General features: G+C 68.3%; 22 protein-coding genes. 17 read left to right on the forward strand and 5 right to left on the reverse strand.

The genetic code is table 11. From position 1 onward, the window contains the following. Positions 1-14 precede the first annotated feature (14 nt). The 6 genes from AB0M22_RS42415 (at position 15) to AB0M22_RS42440 (ending at position 6785) form a co-directional block, all read left to right on the forward strand. Positions 15-1184: an alpha/beta hydrolase gene (locus tag AB0M22_RS42415; protein ID WP_364738967.1), complete on the forward strand. Its 1170-nt coding sequence runs from the start codon at positions 15-17 to the stop codon at positions 1182-1184. Positions 1185-1270: 86 nt separating this feature from the next. Then, on the forward strand, positions 1271-2365 hold the full coding sequence (locus tag AB0M22_RS42420) for an ABC transporter substrate-binding protein (protein WP_364738969.1): 1095 nt from the start codon (positions 1271-1273) through the stop codon (positions 2363-2365). Beyond that, entirely contained in the window at positions 2365-3219 is an 855-nt protein-coding gene (locus AB0M22_RS42425) for an ABC transporter permease (protein WP_364738971.1), read from the forward strand. Before AB0M22_RS42420 ends, AB0M22_RS42425 begins: the two co-directional genes overlap by 1 nt. Beyond that, positions 3195-3956: an ABC transporter ATP-binding protein gene (locus AB0M22_RS42430; RefSeq protein ID WP_364738973.1), complete on the forward strand. Its 762-nt coding sequence runs from the start codon at positions 3195-3197 to the stop codon at positions 3954-3956. Before AB0M22_RS42425 ends, AB0M22_RS42430 begins: the two co-directional genes overlap by 25 nt. After that, positions 3953-5302: an LLM class flavin-dependent oxidoreductase gene (locus tag AB0M22_RS42435; RefSeq protein WP_364738975.1), complete on the forward strand. Its 1350-nt coding sequence runs from the start codon at positions 3953-3955 to the stop codon at positions 5300-5302. Before AB0M22_RS42430 ends, AB0M22_RS42435 begins: the two co-directional genes overlap by 4 nt. Positions 5303-5567: 265 nt before the next feature. Beyond that, a complete protein-coding gene (locus AB0M22_RS42440; RefSeq protein ID WP_364738977.1) occupies positions 5568-6785 on the forward strand; it encodes an MFS transporter in 1218 nt (405 codons plus the stop codon). Positions 6786-7152: 367 nt separating this feature from the next. Here AB0M22_RS42440 and AB0M22_RS42445 read toward each other — a convergent pair whose 3' ends face one another. After that, the gene (locus AB0M22_RS42445) at positions 7153-7737 is read right to left on the reverse strand and encodes a TetR/AcrR family transcriptional regulator C-terminal domain-containing protein (protein WP_364738980.1); all 585 of its coding nucleotides are present in this window, start codon (positions 7735-7737) and stop codon (positions 7153-7155) included. A 160-nt stretch (positions 7738-7897) separates the two neighbouring features. Between AB0M22_RS42445 and bioB the strand changes: the two genes are divergently transcribed. The 5 genes from bioB to AB0M22_RS42470 all read left to right on the forward strand — a co-directional run bounded on the left by bioB (position 7898) and on the right by AB0M22_RS42470 (position 10760). Then, positions 7898-8911: a biotin synthase BioB gene (gene bioB / locus AB0M22_RS42450; RefSeq protein WP_364738982.1), complete on the forward strand. Its 1014-nt coding sequence runs from the start codon at positions 7898-7900 to the stop codon at positions 8909-8911. Positions 8912-8919: 8 nt separating this feature from the next. Then, positions 8920-9147, forward strand: a complete 228-nt coding sequence (locus AB0M22_RS42455) for a hypothetical protein (RefSeq protein WP_364738984.1) — start codon at positions 8920-8922, stop codon at positions 9145-9147. Beyond that, positions 9147-9803, forward strand: a complete 657-nt coding sequence (locus tag AB0M22_RS42460; RefSeq protein ID WP_364738986.1) for a DUF2567 domain-containing protein — start codon at positions 9147-9149, stop codon at positions 9801-9803. Before AB0M22_RS42455 ends, AB0M22_RS42460 begins: the two co-directional genes overlap by 1 nt. A gap of 94 nt (positions 9804-9897) precedes the next feature. Then, complete coding sequence (locus AB0M22_RS42465; RefSeq protein ID WP_364738988.1) at positions 9898-10431, forward strand: DUF1353 domain-containing protein; 534 nt, start codon at positions 9898-9900, stop codon at positions 10429-10431. A 158-nt stretch (positions 10432-10589) separates the two neighbouring features. Beyond that, a complete protein-coding gene (locus AB0M22_RS42470; protein ID WP_364738990.1) occupies positions 10590-10760 on the forward strand; it encodes a hypothetical protein in 171 nt (56 codons plus the stop codon). A gap of 18 nt (positions 10761-10778) precedes the next feature. On the opposite strand, the gene AB0M22_RS42475 is transcribed toward AB0M22_RS42470, so the two are convergent. After that, positions 10779-11537 (reverse strand): NUDIX domain-containing protein, encoded by a 759-nt coding sequence (locus AB0M22_RS42475; protein WP_364738992.1) that lies wholly within the window; start codon positions 11535-11537, stop codon positions 10779-10781. Positions 11538-11613: 76 nt separating this feature from the next. Here AB0M22_RS42475 and nadA point away from each other — a divergent pair, with 76 nt between their 5' ends. The 5 genes from nadA (at position 11614) to AB0M22_RS42500 (ending at position 17796) form a co-directional block, all read left to right on the forward strand. Then, positions 11614-12672 carry a quinolinate synthase NadA gene (nadA, locus tag AB0M22_RS42480; RefSeq protein WP_364738994.1) on the forward strand — a complete coding sequence of 353 codons (1059 nt, stop codon included), beginning with the start codon at positions 11614-11616 and terminating at the stop codon, positions 12670-12672. 67 nt (positions 12673-12739) lie between these two features. Continuing rightward, positions 12740-14386 carry an L-aspartate oxidase gene (locus AB0M22_RS42485; RefSeq protein ID WP_364738996.1) on the forward strand — a complete coding sequence of 549 codons (1647 nt, stop codon included), beginning with the start codon at positions 12740-12742 and terminating at the stop codon, positions 14384-14386. A 102-nt stretch (positions 14387-14488) separates the two neighbouring features. After that, positions 14489-15349, forward strand: coding sequence for a carboxylating nicotinate-nucleotide diphosphorylase (nadC, locus tag AB0M22_RS42490; RefSeq protein WP_364738998.1), 861 nt, complete (start codon positions 14489-14491; stop codon positions 15347-15349). A 102-nt stretch (positions 15350-15451) separates the two neighbouring features. Then, the gene (locus AB0M22_RS42495) at positions 15452-16453 is read left to right on the forward strand and encodes an alpha/beta fold hydrolase (RefSeq protein WP_364739000.1); all 1002 of its coding nucleotides are present in this window, start codon (positions 15452-15454) and stop codon (positions 16451-16453) included. 344 nt (positions 16454-16797) lie between these two features. After that, complete coding sequence (locus AB0M22_RS42500; protein ID WP_364739002.1) at positions 16798-17796, forward strand: prolyl oligopeptidase family serine peptidase; 999 nt, start codon at positions 16798-16800, stop codon at positions 17794-17796. Here AB0M22_RS42500 and AB0M22_RS42505 read toward each other — a convergent pair whose 3' ends face one another. From AB0M22_RS42505 to AB0M22_RS42515, 3 genes are read right to left on the reverse strand one after another with little or no spacing between them, the layout of a single operon-like run. After that, positions 17797-18975, reverse strand: coding sequence for a winged helix DNA-binding domain-containing protein (locus AB0M22_RS42505; RefSeq protein ID WP_364739004.1), 1179 nt, complete (start codon positions 18973-18975; stop codon positions 17797-17799). A 29-nt stretch (positions 18976-19004) separates the two neighbouring features. Next, positions 19005-19490, reverse strand: a complete 486-nt coding sequence (locus tag AB0M22_RS42510; RefSeq protein WP_364739006.1) for a tellurite resistance TerB family protein — start codon at positions 19488-19490, stop codon at positions 19005-19007. 29 nt (positions 19491-19519) lie between these two features. Further along, on the reverse strand, positions 19520-19861 hold the full coding sequence (locus AB0M22_RS42515; protein WP_364739008.1) for a helix-turn-helix domain-containing protein: 342 nt from the start codon (positions 19859-19861) through the stop codon (positions 19520-19522). 109 nt (positions 19862-19970) lie between these two features. Here AB0M22_RS42515 and AB0M22_RS42520 point away from each other — a divergent pair, with 109 nt between their 5' ends. After that, entirely contained in the window at positions 19971-21167 is a 1197-nt protein-coding gene (locus tag AB0M22_RS42520) for an MFS transporter (RefSeq protein ID WP_364739010.1), read from the forward strand. Positions 21168-21746: the final 579 nt, after the last annotated feature.

Raw genomic sequence — 21746 nt, forward strand, 5'->3', positions numbered from 1 at the left:
GTACGGTGGGATAGATGTCGCCGTTCGATGACCGGCACCCGTCCACTGTCACGGACTGGGACGACGCGCGACGCAAAGCCCGGCTACGGGACACCAGCCTGTGGCACGAGTGGAAGACGTTGCGCCGGACCAGGTCGGCAGTGCTGCGGGTGGTCGTATTGCTCGCTGCCGTACTCGTCGTTTTCGCCCAGTACCTGACCTTCGATGTCGAGCCGGAGCAGGCGCGCCTGGCGCGCACCGATCCCGCGATCCTGCCCGTCGCCGCCCCGGCCGATCCCAAGAACTGGGACACCGTGGTGGTGGACATGGTCGGCCTCGGCGGACTGGACGCCAGCTCGACCGCCGCCGCGCTGCCCTCGCTGCGCGGGATGGGCGTGGTCTGGGCGATCCGGTACGACAACGAAGGTATCGACACCAAGGTGATCGCCGACCTGATCGTGCGCGCCGCCGAGCTGTCCGGGCTGAAGAACGTCGTGCTGGTCGGGCACAGCATGGGCGGGGTGATCGCGCTGGAGGTCGCGAAACACATCCACCTCGACAGCGACCGCCGCCTGGTCGGCGTGATCCTGGACTGCACGCCGGTCGACCTGAACGCGGTCCGCCCGGAGAGCCGCGGCGCGGGCGAGGACATGGTGCGCTGGATGCGCTGGCTGCCCGGTGCGCGCGAGAGCAGGCTGCTGCGGCTCGCGGTGGAAACCTATGCGCGCCGGGATCGTTTCCTGTCCGACGGCGGCGGTGGCATACCGCCCGGCATCCGCTTCGCCGAGCTCGGCGAGGTGCTGCGCGAGGTATTGCGGGAGAAGATCTTCTCCCGCAACGCGGCCAGCAACGGCCTGATCGAGGCGCAATTCACCGCGATCGTGGCCGGCGGCGCGACGAACGATCTGCACGCGCTGGCCGCGCCTGCGGACGGAAAGCCGCGCCCCGCAATCGTTTTCATCCGGCCGCGGGATGCGGACCGGGACCGGGTGGTCGATGTCGAGTACTCGCATCGGGTGCTGATCGAGGAATCCGGCGGCGTGGATGGCACGCTGTCGGTGGTGCTCGCGCGAAACACCGGGCACGCCAACCCGATGCAGCGACCGAATGAGTACAACACGTTCATCGATCAGCAGATCCTGCCGTTCATCCAGCGCTATCAGGCGCAGGTGCGGGAGACGGCCGTCGCGGCCGCGCCGCGCTGATACGCATCGGGGCGCCGCGGTGAGCAGTTCGAACCAGGCTGAGACAAACGGTGTTCGGGCCGGTTTTGTCTTGTTTGAATCCGTCTATGTACCGACCACGCACGTTCCTGTTCGGCCGCCAAGGCCGCACCACCGCCGCATTGCTCGCCGTGGCAACCGTTGCGACCCTCGGACTCACCGGCTGCACCAGCAACGACAAGCCGGTCGGTCCCGTCGCCGCGGACACGCCACTGCCCGTTGAAGTTCCAGCTGGAACTACATTGGTCCTCGCCGACCAGTCCGAGCGCCTACAGCAGGTGCTGCGGATCTCCGGCGAGCTGGACAAGCTGCCGTTCAAGGCCGAGTTCGCCAATTTCGTCGGCGGCCCGGCCATTCTGGAGGCCTTCCGCGCCGAAGCCGCCGACGTCGCGTGGGTGGGCGACGTTCCGCCGATCCACGCGCTGATCGCCGGGCAGGACGTGCCGATCGTCGCGGCCTATCAGACCAGCCCGGCCGCACTGAAACTCGCTGTCGCGCCGGGTAAATCGGTGAGCACGCTGGCGGATCTGAAGGGCAAGAAGATCGCCTACGCCGAGGGCACCGCCCAGCAGGCGGCGGTGCTGCGCGCGCTGGACAAGGCCGGGCTGAAGCCGAGTGACGTGCAACTGATCCGGTTGCAGCTGGCCGAGTTCCTCGACGCCGTGCGCACCGCGCAGGTCGACGTCGCCCCGCTGATCGAGCCGAATGTCACCCGGCTGCTGCGCACTCCGGGCGCCTCGCTGATCCCGGACTCGCAGACCGAAGGCATCTACGGCGGCCTCGGCTACCTGTATGCGCGGCGCGCGGTGACGCAGGATCCGGCCAAGGCGGCCGCGACCCGCGCGCTGGCCGCCGCGTTCGTCCGCGCCAACCAGTGGGTCAACACGCACCAGGACGAGTGGGCGCGTAAGTACTACGTGGACAACCAGAAGGTCAGCCCCGAGGACGCGAAGCGCATCGTCGACTCGCTCGGCCAGTTCACCTTCCCGCACCTGGATCAGCAGCTCGTCGCCCGCCAGCAGGCCACCATCGACGCCATCGACAAGGCCGGTGAGCTGCCGAAGAAGGTGCAGGCGGCCAAGGGCTTCGACCTGCGCTTCGACGCCGCGATCACCGAGGCGGTCACCCAGAGCGGTGCCGCGTTCGCACCGAAGGAACGCTGATGGCGACCGTGGATGCCGGGGTATGGTACCGGCTCGGACACCGCACCGCACCGACGCTGGCCAAGCGCAGGCCCGCCCGGCCGCGACTGGGACCGGGACGGCCGATTCCGTTCGGCGCGGCCATCGGGCCGACGCTGCTGATCCTGGCCTGGGTGATCGGATCCGCCTCCGGCACAGTGGATCCGGAGACGTTGCCCGCGCCGTGGACGGTCGCCTCGACCGCCGGTGACCTGATTTCCGACGGCAGGCTGCAATCGAACCTGCTCACCTCGGTGCAGCGGGCCGGCATCGGCCTGGCCATCGGCGTGCTCGCCGGCCTGGTGCTCGCGCTCGTCGCGGGACTGAGCCGGATCGGTGAAGCGTTGGTGGACGGGCCGATTCAGATCAAGCGCGCGATTCCGACGCTCGCGCTGATCCCGCTGTTCATCGTGTGGTTCGGCATCGGTGAGGAGATGAAGCTGCTCGTCATCACGACGAGCGTGGCGATCCCGATCTATCTGAACACCCACGCCTACCTGCGCAGCGTCGACTCCAGATACGTGGAACTCGCGCAGACGGTGGGACTTTCGCGCTGGGGCTTCATCCGCCGGATCGCGTTGCCCGGCTCGCTGCCCGGTTTCTTCACCGGACTTCGCCTCGCGGTCACCATCGCCTGGCTGGCCCTGGTCGTGGTGGAACAGGTCAATGCCACCAGCGGCATCGGCTACCTGATGACCCAGGCCCGCACCTACGGGCAGATCGACGTGATCGTGGTCGGGCTCGTGATCTACGGCCTGCTCGGACTTTTCGGTGATCTCGCCGTGCGCGCGGTGGAAAGGAAGGCGCTGTCATGGCGACAGACATTGGGGGACTGAACGTCGTCCGGACGCGTGAGTTGCGTCGCGGGTTCGGCGAGCGAGTCGTGTTGCAGGACATAGATCTCGACATCGCCCGCGGGGAATTCGTTGCCCTGCTCGGCCGTAGCGGCTCGGGCAAGAGCACGTTGCTGCGGGCGCTGGCGGAACTGGACTACGACGTGCCGGGCTCGGGTGAACTGACCGTGCCCGCCGAACATGCCGTGGTGTTCCAGGATTCGCGTCTGCTGCCGTGGATTCGGGTGCTCGACAATGTGATCCTCGGACTGAGCGGGAGCGGTGCCGCCGAGCGTGGTCGTGCCGCGCTCGCCGAGGTCGGTCTGGCCGGGCGGGAAAAGGCTTGGCCCAGGCAGCTTTCCGGGGGTGAGCAGCAGCGGGTCGCGCTGGCTCGTTCGCTGGTGCGGGAGCCGGAGCTGTTGCTGGCCGACGAGCCGTTCGGCGCGCTCGACGCGCTCACCCGGATCAAGATGCACGCGCTGCTGCAAGACCTGTGCGCCAAGCACCGGCCCGCCGTCCTGCTCGTCACCCACGACGTCGACGAGGCGGTGCTGCTCGCCGACCGCGTCCTCGTGCTCGACGAGGGCCGCATCGCCGTCGACCAGCGCATCGATCTAGAACGTCCACGCAGGCACAGCGATCCGGGCTTCATCCGGCATCGGTCGCTGTTGCTCGCCAGTCTCGGCGTCGGTTCCACCGACCTGCCGGGCCGTCACGAAGAAGAGAAGCAAGCCTCATGAGTACTCCGCGTCAGCTCAGCCTCAACGCGTTCATCTACCCGTCCGGGCACCACGAGGCCGCCTGGCGGCATCCGGACAGCCAGCCCGGGCGCATCTATGACGTCGACTACTACCAGCAGATCGGCCGCACCGCCGAGGCCGCGAAACTCGACGCGGTGTTCTTCGCCGACGGGCCCGCGCTGCGCACCAACGTCAAGCACAACGCGGGTTCCGGACTGGAGCCGATCACCCTGTTGACCGCCATCGCCACGGCGACAACGCATCTCGGGCTGATCGCCACCGCATCGACCACCTACTACGAGCCGTACAACCTGGCTCGGCTGTTCTCCACGCTGGACCACATCTCGCGTGGCCGGGCCGGCTGGAACATCGTCACCACCGGAACCGACCTGGCCGCCGCCAACTTCGGTCTCGACAGGCATCCGGATCATGCCGAACGCTATGCGCGGGCACGGGAATTCGTCGATGCCGTGGTCGCGCTGTGGGACAGCTGGGAGGACGACGCGATCCTGCTGGATCAGGCGAACGGGGTGTACGCCGACCCGGAGAAGATCCACCCGATCGACTTCGTCGGCGAACACCTCAGGGTGCGTGGGCCTTTCAACGCCCCGCGTACGCCGCAGGGGTACCCGGTGCTCGTGCAGGCGGGTGCGTCGAACGAAGGGCGTTCGTTCGCGGGCAAATACGCCGAGGCGATCTTCACCGCGCATCAGCGGCTCGAGGACGCGCAGAAGTTCTATGCCGACATCAAAGCGCAGGCACAGGGTTTCGGGCGCAACCCGCAGCACGTCAAGATCCTGCCCGGGATCAGCCCGTTCATCGGTGATACCGAGGAAGCGGCCAAGCGGTTGGAGCGTGAGTTCAACGAGCTCACCGTGCCGGAATACGGTCTGACGCAACTGGAGAACATCGTCGGCAAGAGTCTGCGTCATCTGCCGCTCGACGAGACGGTCCCGGTGGATCTGTTCGACGACGCGGGGGATGTCACCGATAACGCCCGCAGCCGGTTGCAGGTCGTCGCGGGCATCGTGCAGCGGGAACGGCCGACGGTGCGCGGGCTGCTGCACAAGCTGGCCGGTGCGCGCGGACATCGGGTGTTCGCCGGAACGCCCGAGCAGGTCGCCGACACGATCGAGGAGTGGTTCCGCAACGGGGCCGCCGACGGTTTCAATGTGATGCCGCCGTACTACCCGGGCGGACTGGAAGTCTTCGCCGAGACCGTCGTCCCGATCCTGCAAGAACGCGGCCTGTTCCGCACCGAATACACCGGCACCACCCTGCGCGACCACTTCGGCCTCCCGCGCCCGGCAGGCCGGACCGCGCGCCAACCGGCCCTGGCCCAGTGAGCGGTCAGGGCACCGAAACCGACTGTCCCGCAGAAGTACCGGGTCCTCTGCTCCGAGCCTGCCGGGACCGTGTGTGGCGATTGCTTCGCTCTGTATGGCCCGGCCGGCAGAATGGGCTGCTGGTCGGCCCTGGCCCAGTGGAGCGGTGGGGGACCTCCGCCCTTAGCCTGACGACGAGGCTCTTGGGCATCGAAAGTGAGCACTCCACAATAGGTCTCCGCCCGGCGGCTCGCCCCGTGGTGGGTCTCCGCTCGGCTGCGGCGCGGTGAGCGCGGGCGTCGATACCCGGCCGCCGGTTCGGCTGCGGTCGCTCACCTGGACCGTGTTCGTCCCGATGGCGTTGTACGGCACCGGAGCCGGTGCTGCCTCGCCGATGTACGCGCTGCGCGCACTGGATCTCGGGGCCTCGATCGGGCTGGCCGGATTGCTGGTCGCGCTGAGCGGGCTCGGCATGGTCGTGGCCGATCTGCCGGCCGGCCGGATCGTGGCCCGGATCGGGGAGCGGGGTGCGATCGGGGTCGGTTCGGTGCTCGGCGTGATCGGGGTGCTGTGTGCGGTTGCCGCGCCGAATGTCTGGTTGCTGGCGGTAGGTCTGTTGCTCAACGGTGCTGCCGCGGCGGTGTGGGGACTGGCTCGTCAGTCCTACATCGTGGCGGTGGTGCCCGCGGCGGACCGTGGCCGGGCGATGTCCACGCTGGCGGGAGCGCATCGGCTCGGGTACTTCTGCGGGCCGTTCCTCGGTGCCGCTCTGGTGCATGCGATGGGGCCGAGCGGTGCGTTGTGGTTGCAACTGATCACCACGGTGCTGTCCGGTGCCGCGATGGTGGCCATCCCGTCGCCGGAGGGTGCGGACGCGGGCAGGAGTGGTCATACCCTGCGGTCAGTTGTCGTCGAAAACATCGGAGTGCTCGGCACTTTGGGGTCGGCGGCGTTGCTGATGGGTGCCGTGCGGGCGTCCAGGGTTTCCGTACTTCCGTTGTGGGCGGCGCACATCGGGCTCAGCGCATCGACCACGAGCCTGGTATTCGGCATCGCGGGTGCGGTAGACGTCCTGATGTCCTATCCGGCGGGCGTCTGGCTCGACCGGCGCGGCAGTCGAGCCACCGGCGTTCCGGCAATGGTGTTGTTCGCTATTGGTTTCGGCGTCCTGCCGTGCACCTCGACGATGCTCGGCATGGGTGCGGTCGCCGTGATCCTCGGCCTCGCCAACGGTGTCAGCAACGGCGTGATCATGACCGTCGGCGCCGACGCAGCCCCCGACGGACGCCGCGCCGAATTCCTCGGCGCCTGGCGCTTGACCCACGACATCGGCATGTTCGCCGGCCCGATCCTCGCCGGAACAATCAGCGCCATCGCCCTCCTGAGCATCTCGTCCCTCGCCCTCGCCGCCGCGGCAACCGCCGGTGCCGCCGCCACCTACCGCTGGTTCCCCGGCCAAAACCCCCACACCCGCCCCAAACCCCCTCTGCCCGAAGAAACCTGAACAGCCGCACACCTTCTGATGTCCCGCACATGGAATCGCATGCGAATCCGTATGCGGGAAATCAGGAGGTGTGCAGGGCATCAGAAAGTGTGCGGCGGTGCGTGCTGCGTCGGCCGTGTCGAGGCCGTCGCCATCCCGCCTCGGCAGTGCCGCGGGTGCGACGGAGTTGCCGCACGGTTTCTGATTTCCCGCACATGGAATTGCATGCGATTCCAGGTGCGGTGCGTCAGAAAGTGTGCGGCGTCGGAAGGCGTGCGGCGCATCAGGACGTGTGCGGCGCGTCAGAAGATGTGCTGCGGTCAGAAGGCGTGCGTTGCGTCAGGACGTGTGCGCTGATTCAGAGGCGTGCGGCGGGTCGGGGTGTTGTTCAGCGGACTCGGGTGCCCAGGAGTTGGCGGACGCCGGCGATGAAGAGTTGCAGGCCGAAGTCGAAACGGGCGGTGGGGTCGGGGGATTCGTCGAGGGGGGTGTCGTCTGCGGGGAGGGCGCCGGCGGAGTCCATTTGCATCCGGGACTGTTCGTCTACGGTCTGGCCGAGGACGTAGTACAGGAGGGTGAAGGAGGTCAGGTCGGCTTCGGGGCGGGGCATGCCGGCGCGGATGGCGGCGCTGGACATGCGTTCCCGGCCCTTGCTGGTGGTGAGCCTGGATGCGTATGTGGCGGAGACGAGTTCGGCGCCGTCGCGGTAGGCGAGCAGGCAGTCGCGCAGGCGGTGGGCCAATTCGCTGAGCTGGCCGGACCATTCGGTGGCCGCGATCGGGTCTTCCATGGGCAGCAGGATCTTGTCCGCGACCGCGCCGAGCAGGGCTTGCTTGTTGGGGAAGTGCCAGTAGAGCGCGCCGGGCTGCACCTGGAGTGAGCCGGCCAGCCTGCGCATGGTGAGGTCGGCGAGGCCGTACTGGTCGAGGATCGCGATGGCGCCGTCGACCACGTCCGCTCTGTGCAGTTGCACCCGAATTCCTTCCCGTCCGAGGGTGGCGCTCGTGGCCGCCTTCGTGGTTACGCAGGCTACCGGTTCGGCTCCCGGTGTTTTGACTCACTGTCGCGTCTACCCTAGCCTGAACACCGTTCAAGTTGCCCGGCCACCTCGGCCGACCGAAGGGATTCGTGCAGTGACCCAGGCTTCCGTCGACACCTCCATTCTGTCTATCGCCCGCGAGCAAGTCCTCGAACGCGGCGAAGGACTCACCCAGGAGCAGACCCTCGAGGTGCTCCGCCTCGGCGACGACCAGCTCGAAGAACTGCTGGCCCTGGCGCACGACGTGCGGATGAAGTGGTGCGGCCCCGAGGTCGAGGTCGAGGGCATCATCAGCCTCAAGACCGGCGGCTGCCCGGAGGACTGCCACTTCTGCTCGCAGTCCGGCCTGTTCCAGTCGCCGGTGCGCGCGGCCTGGCTCGACATTCCGAGCCTGGTCGAGGCGGCCAAGCAGACCGCGAAGACCGGTGCCACCGAGTTCTGCATCGTCGCCGCGGTGCGCGGCCCGGACGAGCGGCTGATGGCGCAGGTCGCGGCCGGCGTCGAGGCGATCCGCAACGAGGTCGACATCCAGGTCGCCTGCTCGCTCGGCATGCTCACCCAGGATCAGGTCGATCAGCTCGCCGCGATGGGCGTGCACCGCTACAACCACAACCTGGAGACCTCGCGTTCGCACTTCCCGAACGTGGTCACCACGCACACCTGGGAAGAGCGCTGGGACACGCTGCGCATGGTCCGCGAGGCGGGCATGGAGGTCTGCTGCGGCGGCATCCTCGGCATGGGCGAAACCCTGGAGCAGCGCGCGGAATTCGCGGCGAACCTGGCCGAGCTCGAGCCGGACGAGGTGCCGCTGAACTTCCTCAACCCGCGGCCGGGCACCCCGTTCGGCGACCTCGAGGTGCTGCCCGCCGCCGACGCGCTGCGTGCGGTCGCCGCGTTCCGGCTCGCGTTGCCGCGCACCATCCTTCGCTTCGCCGGCGGTCGCGAGATCACCCTCGGCGACCTCGGCGCCAAGCAGGGCATCCTCGGCGGCATCAACGCCGTCATCGTCGGCAACTACCTCACCACCCTCGGCCGGCCCGCCGAGGCGGATCTCGATCTGCTCGGCGAGTTGAAGATGCCGATCAAGGCGCTCAACGAAACCCTCTGAGTTGCCTCATGAGTAAGGTCATGGGCATGGACGAGCGCTACAACCCGTTCACCGGCAAACGGATCGTGCCCGGCCTCGAGGATGCCGTGCCCGCGGCCGCCGCGCTCGGCTTGGAGCCGCCGCGGTTCTGCGAGCAGTGCGGCCGCCGGATGATCGTGCAGGTGAGCCCCGACGGCTGGTGGGCCAAGTGCTCGCGGCACGGCGTGATCGACGCGGCCAGTCTGGAACTGCGCTAGTGGGCGCGTCGAAGCGTGCGCTGCGGGCCGCGGTGATCGTCGCGGTGGCGGTGATCGTGGTGAGCGCGCTCGGTGGCGTCGGGTGGGGTCTGCTCGCGCCGACCGAGCAGCTGTTCGTGGTCGAGCCGGGGCGCGGCGCGGTGCTGACCGGCGAGAGCGTGCATCAGTTCGACGCGGTGGCGATGTTCGTCTGCTTCGGCGCGGTGATCGGTGTGCTGAGCGCGGTCGCCGTGTGGCGGTGGCGCAGCGAGCGCGGGCCGTTGTTGCAGCTCGGCTTGCTGGTCGGTTCAGTGGTCGGCGCCGTGGTGATGGCGCGGCTGGGGGAGCAGGTCGCCGAGTGGTACCACGCGCGCCCGCACGATCCGCCGGTCGGGCAGATCGTCGAGCTGCCGACCGAGGTGGGCACCTGGCTCGCGCTGATCGTGCAGCCGCTGCTCGCGTCACTGCTGGTGTTGTTCTTCGCGGCGTTGAATTCGTCCGAAGACCTCGGCACCGGTACGGCCGTCGAGGCCGGAACCTACGATCCGGCAGGCGCGTTCGACCCCTACGGCGCCGCGTCGTACCCGGCGGGCACCGGCCCGGTCCCTTACGGTAGTTACGAACCGGCCAGGGAGGCCGGTTCCGGTTCGTTGCCGGAGACTCGTCCCCACCGCTGACGCGTTGTCCGAACCGTTGCCCGCGGGACGGCACAGGTGTACCAAATCAGCCTAGAATTAGGGGACACGCTGTGCGTTCAGAGAGGAACGAGTCGTGGCGTTCGTCGGTAGCGGGCTGGTGGTCGAGGAACTCGACGCCAAGTTCTGGCGAGTGGTCGAACCGCTCGTCTATCAAGGTGATTCCCAAGAATTCGTGATCCCCGCCGGGTTCCGGACCGACTTCGCCTCGGTGCCGCGGGCTTTCGTGTGGCTGGTGCCGCGCTACGGCGCCTACACCCGCGCGGCCATCCTGCACGACTACCTGCGCAGCTCACAGTCGGTGGGCATCGCCGACGCCGACGGCATTTTCCGGCGCTGCCTGCGCGAACTCGGTGTCACGGTGCCCCGCCGCTGGATGATGTGGGCGGCGGTGCGCCTGGCCAGCGGGCTGCGTGGCGCGACCCCCGGTGCCCTGGTCACCTGGGCCCTGATCGCGGTGCCCTCCGTTGCGTTCCTGGCGATTCCGGCGATCGTGGTCCAGGTATTCCTGGTGCTGTTCTGGTTGGTCGAGCTGCTCTGCTGGGGTATCGCCCGCGTATTCACCCGCACCACGACCCCGCCCCCACAGCCCCAGATGAAGACCGCCTGACCCGGTCTCGAGGTCGCCGATCTCGGCAGCCGATTCCTGCTGCACCGCAACGTCATCGAGATCCGCCGATGCGGGCGGAATAATTGGGTGGAGGGGATGTTGGGGTGGGGGTAGGTTCGTCGGGTTGGTTCGGATGGCTTGTGGAAGGGAGGTCCGGCGTGAGCGGGGATAAGGCGGCGGCGGATCTGCCGGTGGTGCGGGAGCGGGCTGATCTGGTGGCTTGGCGGCGGCGGGATGCGTTGCGGCGCAGTAGTGCTGCGCAGCCGGTGGCGAACAAGCGGCGGTATCGGCGGGGGAGTAAGCATCGGAACGCGAACGTCGATTCGTGAGTTCTGCGCCGCGGTGGTTCAGGTCGGTGGGCGCAGGGCGGCGAATTCGTCGGTGACGCGGATGCCGGAGTCGGTGTAGCGGTAGACGGCGGCGGGCCGGCCGCCCGCGCGGCCGGGGGCTCGGGTGTTGCCGGTGGGGGTGATTACCTTGCGGCGGGACAGGACTCGTTGCAGGTTAGTCGTGTCGACGTCGTAACCGAGTGCGGCGCAGTAGATTTCGCGCAGCGTGGACATGGTGAAGTCGGCGGGCGCGAGCGCGAACGCGATGTTCGTGTAGGAGAGTTTGGCGGCCAGGCGGGTGCGGGCGTGATCGACGACGGTGCCGTGGTCGAAGGACATGAGCGGCAGCGCGGAGAGCGGATGCCAGGCCGTGTCGTCGGGTAGCTGCGGGTCTGCTGTCAGCGGGACCAGGCCGAGATAGGCCGAGGCGATGCGGCGCGGGGCCGGGACGCGATCGGGGGCGCTGAAGACCGACAGCTGCTCCAGATGGGCCAGTTCGCGCACATCGACCTTCTCCGCGAGCTGGCGGCGGGCCGAGGTGTCGAGGTCCTCGTCGTCGCGCAGCCGGCCGCCAGGAAGCGACCAGGTGCCCTTCTGTGGGTCCAGCGCGCGCTCCCACAGCAGCACCGCCAATTCGGTCCGTTGCCCGGGTGGGCACCGACCGATTACCTCGTTTCCGGCATCGGCAGGGCTCGGACCTGCGGCGATGTTCGCGGGGAACCGGCGAACCTGGAACACCGCGGTGAGCGATTCGTGGATGGTGCTACTATGGGCCACGTTTTCGATTATAAGTCGAAAACCTGGTTTGGTGCGAATCGGCGGAGTAGCCACTCGCACGACGAAGGGAGCCATCATGGCGACGATGGGTGCGAAACTAGCGCCTCCGCTGATGGGGCAGGTGTTCGACGGGCCGTCGGGGTTCACCGGTGTCGAAGCAACCCCCGAGTGGGCACAGGAGATCAAGCGGCTGGCCCGCGAACGAAACGCGACGATTCTCGCGCACAATTATCAGTTGCCGGAGATCCAGGACGTGGCCGATCACGTCGGCGACTCGCTGGCGCTGTCCCGGATCGCGGCCGAGGCGCCGGAGGACACGATCGTGTTCTGCGGCGTGCACTTCATGGCCGAGACCGCGAAGATCCTCAGCCCCGCCAAGACCGTGCTGATTCCCGATCAGCGGGCCGGCTGCTCGCTCGCGGATTCCATCACCGCGGACGACTTGCGTTCCTGGAAGGCCGAATTCCCGAACGCGGTGGTGGTGTCCTATGTGAACACCACCGCGGAGGTGAAGGCGCTCACCGACATCTGCTGCACCTCGTCCAACGCGGTCGACGTGGTCGCCTCGATCGACCCGGACCGCGAGGTGCTGTTCCTGCCGGACCAGTTCCTCGGCGCGCACGTCAAGCGGGTCACCGGCCGGGAGAACATGCACATCTGGGCCGGCGAATGCCACGTGCACGCGGGCATCAACGGCGACGAGCTGACCGAGCAGGCGCGCACCCACCCGGACGCGGATCTGTTCGTGCACCCCGAATGCGGTTGCGCCACTTCGGCGTTGTATCTGGCGGGCGAGGGCGCGTTCCCGGCCGAGCGGGTGCACATCCTGTCCACCGGCGGCATGATCGACGCGGCCAAGCAGGTGCGCGAGCAGCGCGGTCAGGCGACCCAGGTGCTGGTCGCCACCGAGATCGGCATGCTGCACCAGCTGCGAAAGGCCGCCCCCGGCGTCGACTTCCAGGCGGTGAACGACCGGGCCTCGTGCAAATACATGAAGATGATCACCCCCGCGGCGCTGCTGCGCTGCCTGGTCGAGGGGCGCGACGAGGTGCACGTCGACCTGGAAACCGCTGCGCGCGGCCGTAATTCGGTGCAACGGATGATCGAGATCGGTACGCCGGGCGGTGGTGAATGACGCCGACCCCTGCCCTCGCGGCGGTGGTCGGACAGCGGTTGCGGAACGCACAGAGAGGCACGGGCGAATGACTCCAGTGTCGATCGACTGGGAGACCGAGGCCGATCTGGTGGTGATCGGGGGTGGCGTCGCGGGACTCACCGCGGCGCGCACCGCGTCGCTGCGCGGGTTGCGGGTGTTGACGCTCAGCAAGGGCGGCGCCACCGACACGTCTACCCAGTACGCCCAGGGCGGGATCGCTGTCGTTGCGCCGGAAGGTGATTCGGTCGAATCGCACGTGCACGACACGGTCGAGGCCGGTGCCGGGCTGTGCGATGTGGACGCCGTGCGATCCATCGTCGAGGGCGGGCAGGCCGCGGTCGCGGCGTTGACCGACCTCGGCGCGGTCTTCGATCTCGGCCGGGACGGGCAGATTTCGCGGACCCGTGAGGGCGGGCACAGCACTCGGCGGATCATCCACGCGGGCGGCGACGCCACCGGCGCGGAGGTGCAGCGGGCGTTGAACGCGGCCGGGTTGCCGGTGCTGTTCGGCGCCGCGGCCTGCGAGATACTCACCGGGCCTGCCGGTGTGCAGGGTGTTCTCGCGGTGTCGGACAAGGGATTCGGCGTCGTGCACGCGCCGGCGGTGTTGTTGGCGACCGGTGGTCTCGGGCAGCTCTACGCGCTCAGTACCAACCCACCCGGTGCGACCGCCGACGGTGTCGCGCTGGCGCTGTGGGCCGGGGCCGCGGTGGCCGATCTGGAGTTCCTCCAGTTCCATCCGACCGTGCTGTACACGCCGGGTGGGCTCGGTCGTCGTCCGCTGATCAGCGAGGCGGTGCGGGGCGAAGGCGGCATTCTGGTGGACTCCGAAGGTGATTCGGTGACCGCAGAGGTTCATCCGCGCGGTGATCTGGCGCCGCGGGATGTGGTGTCGCGGGCCATCGCGGCGCGGATGCGAGCGCTCGGCACGGACCACGTCTACCTCGACGCGCGGGCGATCGACGGTTTCCCGCAACGGTTTCCGACGATCACCGCCTCCTGCCGTGCCGCGGGCATCGATCCGGGGACCGACCTGATTCCGGTCGCTCCGGCGGCGCACTATCAATGCGGTGGCGTGGTGACCGATCCGCACGGTCGCACGGCGGTGCCCGGGCTCTATGCCGCGGGCGAGGTTGCCCGCACCGGTCTGCACGGCGCTAATCGATTGGCGTCCAACAGCTTGCTCGAAGGTCTCGTCGTCGGCGAACGTGTCGGCGCGGCGGCGGCTGAACGGCTCGGCGAGCGAGTCCGAGTCACCGAGGTGCCCACCAGGGTCACCGAACGCGCGGATCGTGATGTGCTGCAACAACTGATGACCGACCACGCCTCGGTCGTGCGGGACCGCGCCGGTTTGGACGAGGCGATCAAGCGCATGAAAGATGCTGTGACGCAACGCGAGGCCGGGCGTGCATCGGACTCGGGCGAGCCAGGCGAAGCGGGCCGCACACTCGGCGGCGCGTTCGCGGGCGCTTCCGGGACTACCGGTGAACGCGGGGAGACCGCCACGCGCATCACGGCACTCGAGGACGCGGCACTCACCCTCACCGCGCGCACCTTGCTGCTCGCCGCCTCCGCCCGCACCGAAAGTCGGGGCTGCCACACGCGTTCCGATCACCCCGAGCCCGACGACCATCTCCGCCACAGCATGCCGGTAGTGCTGGACGAAGACGGTCGCCCACGGCTCGACCAATAGCCCGACCGGTGTCGGCGAGTGGCACACGGTGGCGGTGAAACACCCCGCCACGGTGTGCCACTCGACCCCGGTCGCACGTACGAGTAGATAGAGGAGTGGTTGATGGCTCTGGACAGTGAGTTGGACAAGGACGAGATAGTCGCCCTCATCCGGACCGCGCTCGACGAGGACCTGCGCTATGGCCCGGACATCACGACCGCGGCGACGGTGCCCGCCGACGCGGTGGTGAAGGCGTCCGTGGTGCCGCGGCAGCCGGGGACGGTGGCCGGGCTCGACGTCGGACTGCTGGTGCTGGACGAGGTGATCGGCGCGGGGAACTACGAGGTCACCGGCCGCGTCGCGGACGGAACCCGGGTCACCCCTGGGCGATCCGTGCTTACCGTGGTCGCCCCGACCCGCGGCCTGCTCACCGCCGAACGCACCATGCTCAACCTGGTCTGCCATCTCTCCGGCATCGCCACCGCCACCGCCGCCTGGGTCGACGAGGTTGCGGGCACGAACTGCAAGATCCGGGACAGCCGTAAGACGCTGCCCGGTCTGCGCGCGTTGCAGAAGTACGCGGTCCGGGTCGGCGGCGGGGTGAACCACCGGATGGGTCTCGGCGATGCCGCGCTGATCAAGGACAACCATGTCGTCGCCGCGGGGTCGGTGGTCGAGGCGTTGCGTGCCGTTCGCGCGCTGGCGCCGGACATCGCCTGCGAGGTCGAGGTGGACAGTCTCGAACAACTCGACGCCGTGCTCGCGGAAAACGTGGAACTCGTGCTGCTCGACAACTTCCCGCTGTGGCAGACCCAGGCCGCCGTGCAACGCCGCAACGCGGTGGCGCCGCAGACGAAGCTGGAATCCTCCGGCGGACTCGCCCTCGACGTGGCCGCGGAATATGCGGGCACCGGGGTCGACTACTTCGCCGTCGGCGCGTTGACCCACTCGGTGCGAGTGCTGGACCTGGGCTTGGACATGTAGCGGAACGATGTCCGGTGCCGATCAACGAGTGTGTTGTCTCGTCTTGATCGCATTACCGTTGTTACGCAATACATTCGCGTAAGCCCGTGCCACGATGCCGTAATGAACAGCGGGTGTCGCCTGCTTGCCTCGGTGCTGTCGATCGTGACAATTCTTGCGGTGTCGTGGGTCGGCGCGCCGTCGGCTTCGGCCGAGCCGGACTGCGTCGGCGGCGTGACGATCCGGCCGATTGCGGTCGCGGTCGACGGTGAGCAGTCGAACGGGTGGGCTTATGAGCCGTATCAATGCACTTCCGGTGACCTGCCGCCGACTCGGCTGATCCTCGCGGTGCACGGGTTCAACGAGAAGTCGTCCGACTATCCGGACGTGATGTCCGCGATCGCGCAGCGGAGTGGCGCGACGTTGCTGACGCTCGATCAGCGTGGCGGGGACAGCGAGTGGAAGACGGGGGAGTGGAATCCCTGGGCCGGTTGGCACGACGTGGTCGCCACCGCGCAGTGGTACAAGAGCGAGCATCCGTCGATCGGCAAGACCGTGCTGTGGGGGTGGAGCCAAGGCGGCATGACCAGCGGGCTGGCGTTGGCGTACGGGCCGGCGGGGTTGTTCGACTACTGGGTCGATACCGCGGGTCCGTCGAACACCGTCGACTACTGGAACGTGGGCAACACGCTGGGACTGCCGCAGGTCTCGCAGATCGAGCGCGACGCCGGTGATTGCACGCCCGCGGTCTGCCCGCAGGCGTACGCGGATCGATCCACGGTGGCGCTCGCCGCGAAGATGCATGCGCAACGGGTGTTCCTGGTGCACGGGACCGCGGATCCGATTGTCCCGTACCAGCATTCGCTCGATCTGAAGAACGCGCTCGCGGCTGCGGGGGAGCCGTACTCGATGTACACGGTGGTGACCGGGCGCGGTCCGGACGGGGCTGTGTTGCCGGGTACGCACTGGATCGGTCCGGTCTGGTTCCAAGGTGCCTGTGTGGTGGAGCGGGTACTCACGGATCTCGAGCCGTTGGACGGGGCGGCTCGCGAATACGTCACGGATGTGCTGGCGGGGGTGGACACCGCGCCCGCCCCACCGCCGGGCGCGACCTGCGCCGCGTGATGCGGGTGTGCACAGCGCTGCCCCATGCGATGTAGCAGGTCGTTGCGCCGTTCGAAGGGCTGCTCGCGATCCTGCGCCTGTCTCACCGCCCGGTAATCCATTGCCTGGAGTGCGCGTGCCCGTACTGTGCGCCGTCGCTCGAGTTGGCTGAATCGAGAGGGAAGTGGTGTCGGTCGGCCCTCGGCCGTTGCCTGCACCAGTTCCCGATGATCACTCGTCCAACTGGAGCTGGATGTGCTGAACTCGGGCGGATTCCTGGGCGGCGTGACGTGGCTGACTCGGATCGGATGCTGCGGACTCCAGATGTTAGCCGGGCATTTGCCATGGGTGGGTACGATGCGGCGATGATTGGTGGCCGGCGCGCGGTTGCGTGGTTGTTGTCGAGCGTGACCATGTTGGTCGCGTCGTGGCTGGTTGCGCCGTCGGTGTCGGCTGAGCCGGAGTGTGCTGGGGACGTGGCCGTGCGGACGGTGGCGACGACTGTCGATGGGGAGCAGGCGACCGGGCGGGTTTATGAGCCGTATCGGTGTAGTCCTGGTGACCTGGCGCCGCGCGGTCTTATCGTCGCGGTGCATGGGTACAGCGAGACGGCTGCTTCCTATCCCGACGTCATGACGGGGATGGCTCGCCGCACCGGAGCTGCGCTGCTGACGCTCGATCAGCGGGCCGAGAACAGTGTGTGGAAGCCCGGCGAGTTCAATCCGTGGGCCGGTTGGCAGGACACGGTCGCGCTCACGCAGCAGTACAAGGCGGAGCATTCGTCGGTCGGCAAAACCGTGCTGTGGGGTTGGAGCCAAGGTGGTCTGACGGCTGGCTTGGCATTGGCTTACGGGCCCGCCGGGTTGTTCGACTACTGGGTCGATGCCTTCGCTCCGACGAATATCGTCGACTACTGGAACCTGAGCAGCGCGTTCTTTCCGGCGCAGCGGGCGCAGATCGAGCACGACGCCGGCGGCTGCACACCGCAGCAATGTCCGCAGGCCTACGCCGACCGCTCGCTGGTCGCCATCGCGCCGAAGCTGAACGTCGAGCGAAGCTTCCTGATCCACGGACTCTTCGATTTCGATGTGCCGTACCAGCATTCGGTCGATCTGAAGAACGCCTTGGCGGCGGCGGGCAAGCCGTACTCGATGTACACGGTGGTGACCGAGCGGGGTCCGGACGGGAGCATTCAACCCGGCCTGCACGACGTCGGACCGACCTGGCAGCAGGGCATCTGCATCGTCGAGCGGGTGGCCGAGGGGCTGGAACCGTTGGAGGGTGCGGCTCGTGACTACGTCATCAACGTGGCGGCCGGCGTCGACACCGCGCCGCCACCGCCGCCGGGTGCGACCTGCACGTGATCAGGCGGTCAACTCGCGTTGCAGCGGAGTGCGGAAGCGGGGGATAGCGCGCACGTCACCGAACCATTCGGCGGTCCGCGCGGCCTCCGCCTCGATCAGCGCGACGGCATCGGCGCCCACGTCTTCCAGTAGGCGATAGACGATTTCGCCGTCGCTGCGCTGCGCCCACCCGCCGACGATGCGCCCGTTCCACCAAATCGTCGGTCCGATATTGCCATTGGTGTCGAACAGGGCGGGTGCGTGCGGGCCGAGGTACCAGTCGCGGGACTGCCAGCCCATCGGGGTCGGGTCGAGGCAGGGCAGCAGCGCGGCCCAAGGCTCCGGTGCCGCAACGGGTTCCACGTCGTCGGCGAGCAGAAGGCCGGTGCCGCCGTCCAAGTCGACCTCGACCACGTCGAGATCGGTGAGCGCCTTGCGTACTTCGCCGAGTCCCCAGCCGGTCCACCATTTGAGGTCGGTGATCGGGGCCGGACCGAAGGCATGCAGCCACTGCCGGAGCAGTTCGGCGCGCGCCTGTTCGGCCGACATCGACGGAACCCCTTGGGGCAACCAGGATTCGATGGGTTCCCAGGTGTACTGACTGCTGGCCCAGCTGCCGTTCGGGCGGCCGCGCACGATTCGGCCCTCGCAGCCGAGGGTCACCAGCACCCAGGTGGTGATGTTGGTCGGGCGCGAATACGACTTCCCCGGAGCGGGATCCACCTGCGTGCGCAGCCGCGGCACGTCCTTGCTCAGCTGTGCGCCGGTGGCCGCGCCCCTGGTGAGCAGTGCGTCGTGCGTTTCGGCTTCGACGTCGTCCAGCCAGCTCGCCACGTCGCCCTCGACCGCGCCGGATTGCTCGATGAACTTGCGGTAAGCGCGACGCTGCTTGTGCGCCAACGCATCCGCGCACGACGCCTGCAAGGCCGGGACCAGGTCGAGCGGCGCGATGAACATGGTGCGCCGCATCGCGAGCATACGCAGCAACGACCGGTCGGTGTACAGCGCCTGCTCGACGTCGGCCGGGGCGAGGGTGTTGCTGCGGGACCCGACGGATAGGAACACCGTCGCCGGATCGGTCGCGTGCAGGACCACCATCGACCGGACGATCTCGGCCACCTGATCGGACCGGTTCGCGGGCGCGAGCCGATGCCGTACCGCCAGGCGGGCCCGTCGCTCGGCCACATCAATCGAACGCATAGGCGAATACTAGCGCTCGACGGCGCGGCTCAGAGTCCGTAGTCCTGCGGGTTCAGGCGCAGGGTCTGGCAGGCCTCGCGAACCGCGGCGATCTCCGTCTGATCGAAGTTGCCGTCCGCGTTGCCGATCATGATGCCGATCCGGATCACCGCGTCGGCCTCGGTCGGCTTGCCCGCGGCCTTGCCGATCTGCTGCAGCACGTGGGCGCGGCCGAAGGCGGGGTCGCTGGTCAGGCGGTTGCAGTTGTCCTCGAAGCGGGCGCGCAGGTCGTCGATCGGGAAGTTCTGCAACACCTGATCGGCGGCGATGAGGTTGGCGACCTTCATCCGCTCGGCCGGATCGATGCTGCCGTCGGCGGCCGCGACCAAGGCGCAGATGCCCATGCTGGCGTCGCGGAAGGAACCGCCGCGCAGGTCGTTCTTCTTGGCCAGCAGTTGTGCCTGCCATTTCGGCGCGTTGTCCATCAGCTTGCTGATCAAGGTCGCGTTGGACATCAGGCGGTTCAAGAAGGCCATGACCGGGAATTTAGCAGACCTGCGCCGAATCAGTGCCCCGGTTTCCAGGCGCGGACCAGGTCGAGCAGGCCGGGGAAGCGAGCGTCGAGGTCATCGATGCGGACCTTGCTGCGGCGCTCGAGGCCGTAGCGCTGCTGGCGGGTGACGCCGGCCTCGCGCAGCACCCGGAAGTGGTGGGTGAGCGTCGATTTCGGGCGGTCGATGTCGAACCAGCCGCAGGAGCGGTCGGTGTCGGGGGATTCGATGAGCAGCTTCCGAATCATGGTGAGCCGCAACGGATCGCTGAGCGCGGCGAGCACGTGATCGAGGCGGAGGTCGGCACGGTCCGGCTCGGGGAGCCGGGTGTCGGGGACTTCGGTGGCCGATGGCATCGCGGGACTCCTGAGGCTGTGGGTGCCCTGTACGTGTTTTATCGTACTAGATGCTAAGTTCGACTCCGTTCGTATCAGTACGATAAAAGTCGAACTAGTGGAGGTTGGGATGGCGACGCTCACTGCGCACCGGGAGTCGGTGGACCGGAACGGGCTCGTGTGGCTGGCGGCGTGGCCGGTCATGGCGGTGTTCGTGCTGTCGAACGCGGCGACGCCGCTGTATGTGGTGTGGCAGCGCGAACTCGGGTTCTCCGCCGGCACGCTGACGGCGATCTTCGCCAGCTACATCGTCGGGCTGCTCGGCGCGCTGCTGGTGGCGGGTGTGGTGTCGGATCGGGTCGGGCGCAAGCCGGTGCTGTTGCCCGCGATCGGGCTGGCGGTGGTGGCGTGTGCGCTGTTCGCCACCGCGAGTTCGGTTGCGGTGCTTGCGGTTGCGCGGTTGCTCACCGGCATTGCGGTGGGTGCCGCGGTGTCCGCGGGGATGGCGGCGGTGACCGATGTCGGCGGGTCGGAGCGCAAACGGCTTGCGGCGCTGGCTGCTTCGTCGGCGATGGTGTTGGGCGCGGGGTTCGGGCCGCTGTTGTCCGGTGTGCTGTCGGAGACCGTGCCCGGTCCGACGGTGACCATCTTCGTGGTCGAAATCGTGCTGCTCGTTTCGGCTTTCGCGGTGGTTGCCCGGTTGGATCTGCCCCGCGGTGCGGGTGGGCGGGGTCCCTGGATTCGGATTCCCGCCGTGGCGCCGGGCGGGCGGACGGCGGTGCTCCTAGGTATCGCGGTGTTCGCGCCCGGGATCACCTCGACCTCGTTCGTGCTGTCGCTGGGACCGTCGCTGCTCGCGCACCTGCTCGGCGCCACCAACCGGGTGATCGCGGGTGGGCTGGCGTTCGTGATGTTCCTGGGCGCCACCGGCATTCAGTTCGCCGCGCGACGCCTGCGAGTGCGCACGATCCTGCTCGGCGGCGCGGTCGCGACGACGGCGAGCATGTCGACCCTGGTGCTGTCCCTACAGCTCTCCTCTCTCACCCTGTTCGCAACGGCTGCCGTCCTCGCCGGAATCGGCCAGGGCCTGGGGCAATTCGGCGGCCTCACCGCGATCAGCGCCACCGTCCCCGCCGACCGCCTCGCCGAAGCCAACGCCGCACAGAACGTCGGCGGCTACCTCCCCGCCGCCATACTGCCGTTGACCGCCGGTTTCCTCAGCGACGCAATAGGTTTGACCGGCGGCGCAACCACCTTCGCGATCGTGGTGACCGCAGCTGCCGTCGCAGGCGGTGTTCTCGTCGGCTTCCGCTCGTCTGCCGCGTGATCGCCGTCGCCGTGGTCCTGGTCGGCCTCCGATCGCGCGTCACACCGAGCACTGCCAGCGAGTATCCCAACCGCCAGGTGCCCGCCGAAACTGCATACCCTCTGCATAGGCCGCACACCCTATGTAACGGGTGCGCAGGTCACACAGCGGGTGCGCGGCTTGCACTTCGCCCCGCGGACAGCAGAATCCGCACCCTCACTCGGGATCCGCACCGACTCTAGGGCTCTATTTTCGGCGCGGATCCCGAGAGGGAGTGCGGATGTTGGGGATGTCTGCTCCGGGGAGGGTTCGCGGGCAGGCTCACCGGTGACGCGGCTGCCAGCCGCCACGAAGCCGCTGCTGTGGCAAAGCGGCGACCTTGGCCCCGGCGACAGCGGAATCCGCACCCTCACTCGGGATTTGCACTGACTCTAGGGCTCTAGTTTCGGTGCGGATCCCGAGAGGGAGTGCGGATGTTGGCGATGTCTGCTCGGGGGAGGTTTCGCGGGCAGGCTCACCGGTGACGCGGCTGCCAGCCGCCACGAAGCCGCTGCTGTGGCAAAGCGGCGACCTTGGCCCCGGCGACAGCGGAATCCGCAC

The sequence above is a fragment of the Nocardia sp. NPDC051756 genome (assembly GCF_040681495.1).
GTDB lineage: Bacteria > Actinomycetota > Actinomycetes > Mycobacteriales > Mycobacteriaceae > Nocardia.

What these genes read in the sequence shown, in the direction of transcription:
- AB0M22_RS42415 (WP_364738967.1), top strand. Translation starts at nt 15, where the DNA reads ATGTCGCCGTTCGATGACCGGCACCCGTCCACTGTCACGGACTGGGAC.
- AB0M22_RS42420 (WP_364738969.1), top strand. Translation starts at nt 1,271, where the DNA reads ATGTACCGACCACGCACGTTCCTGTTCGGCCGCCAAGGCCGCACCACC.
- AB0M22_RS42425 (WP_364738971.1), top strand. Translation starts at nt 2,365, where the DNA reads ATGGCGACCGTGGATGCCGGGGTATGGTACCGGCTCGGACACCGCACC.
- AB0M22_RS42430 (WP_364738973.1), top strand. Translation starts at nt 3,195, where the DNA reads ATGGCGACAGACATTGGGGGACTGAACGTCGTCCGGACGCGTGAGTTG.
- AB0M22_RS42435 (WP_364738975.1), top strand. Translation starts at nt 3,953, where the DNA reads ATGAGTACTCCGCGTCAGCTCAGCCTCAACGCGTTCATCTACCCGTCC.
- AB0M22_RS42455 (WP_364738984.1), top strand. Translation starts at nt 8,920, where the DNA reads ATGAGTAAGGTCATGGGCATGGACGAGCGCTACAACCCGTTCACCGGC.
- nadA (WP_364738994.1), top strand. Translation starts at nt 11,614, where the DNA reads ATGGCGACGATGGGTGCGAAACTAGCGCCTCCGCTGATGGGGCAGGTG.
- AB0M22_RS42485 (WP_364738996.1), top strand. Translation starts at nt 12,740, where the DNA reads ATGACTCCAGTGTCGATCGACTGGGAGACCGAGGCCGATCTGGTGGTG.
- nadC (WP_364738998.1), top strand. Translation starts at nt 14,489, where the DNA reads ATGGCTCTGGACAGTGAGTTGGACAAGGACGAGATAGTCGCCCTCATC.
- AB0M22_RS42495 (WP_364739000.1), top strand. Translation starts at nt 15,452, where the DNA reads ATGAACAGCGGGTGTCGCCTGCTTGCCTCGGTGCTGTCGATCGTGACA.
- AB0M22_RS42500 (WP_364739002.1), top strand. Translation starts at nt 16,798, where the DNA reads ATGATTGGTGGCCGGCGCGCGGTTGCGTGGTTGTTGTCGAGCGTGACC.
- AB0M22_RS42505 (WP_364739004.1), bottom strand. Translation starts at nt 18,975, where the DNA reads ATGCGTTCGATTGATGTGGCCGAGCGACGGGCCCGCCTGGCGGTACGG.
- AB0M22_RS42510 (WP_364739006.1), bottom strand. Translation starts at nt 19,490, where the DNA reads ATGGCCTTCTTGAACCGCCTGATGTCCAACGCGACCTTGATCAGCAAG.
- AB0M22_RS42515 (WP_364739008.1), bottom strand. Translation starts at nt 19,861, where the DNA reads ATGCCATCGGCCACCGAAGTCCCCGACACCCGGCTCCCCGAGCCGGAC.
- AB0M22_RS42520 (WP_364739010.1), top strand. Translation starts at nt 19,971, where the DNA reads ATGGCGACGCTCACTGCGCACCGGGAGTCGGTGGACCGGAACGGGCTC.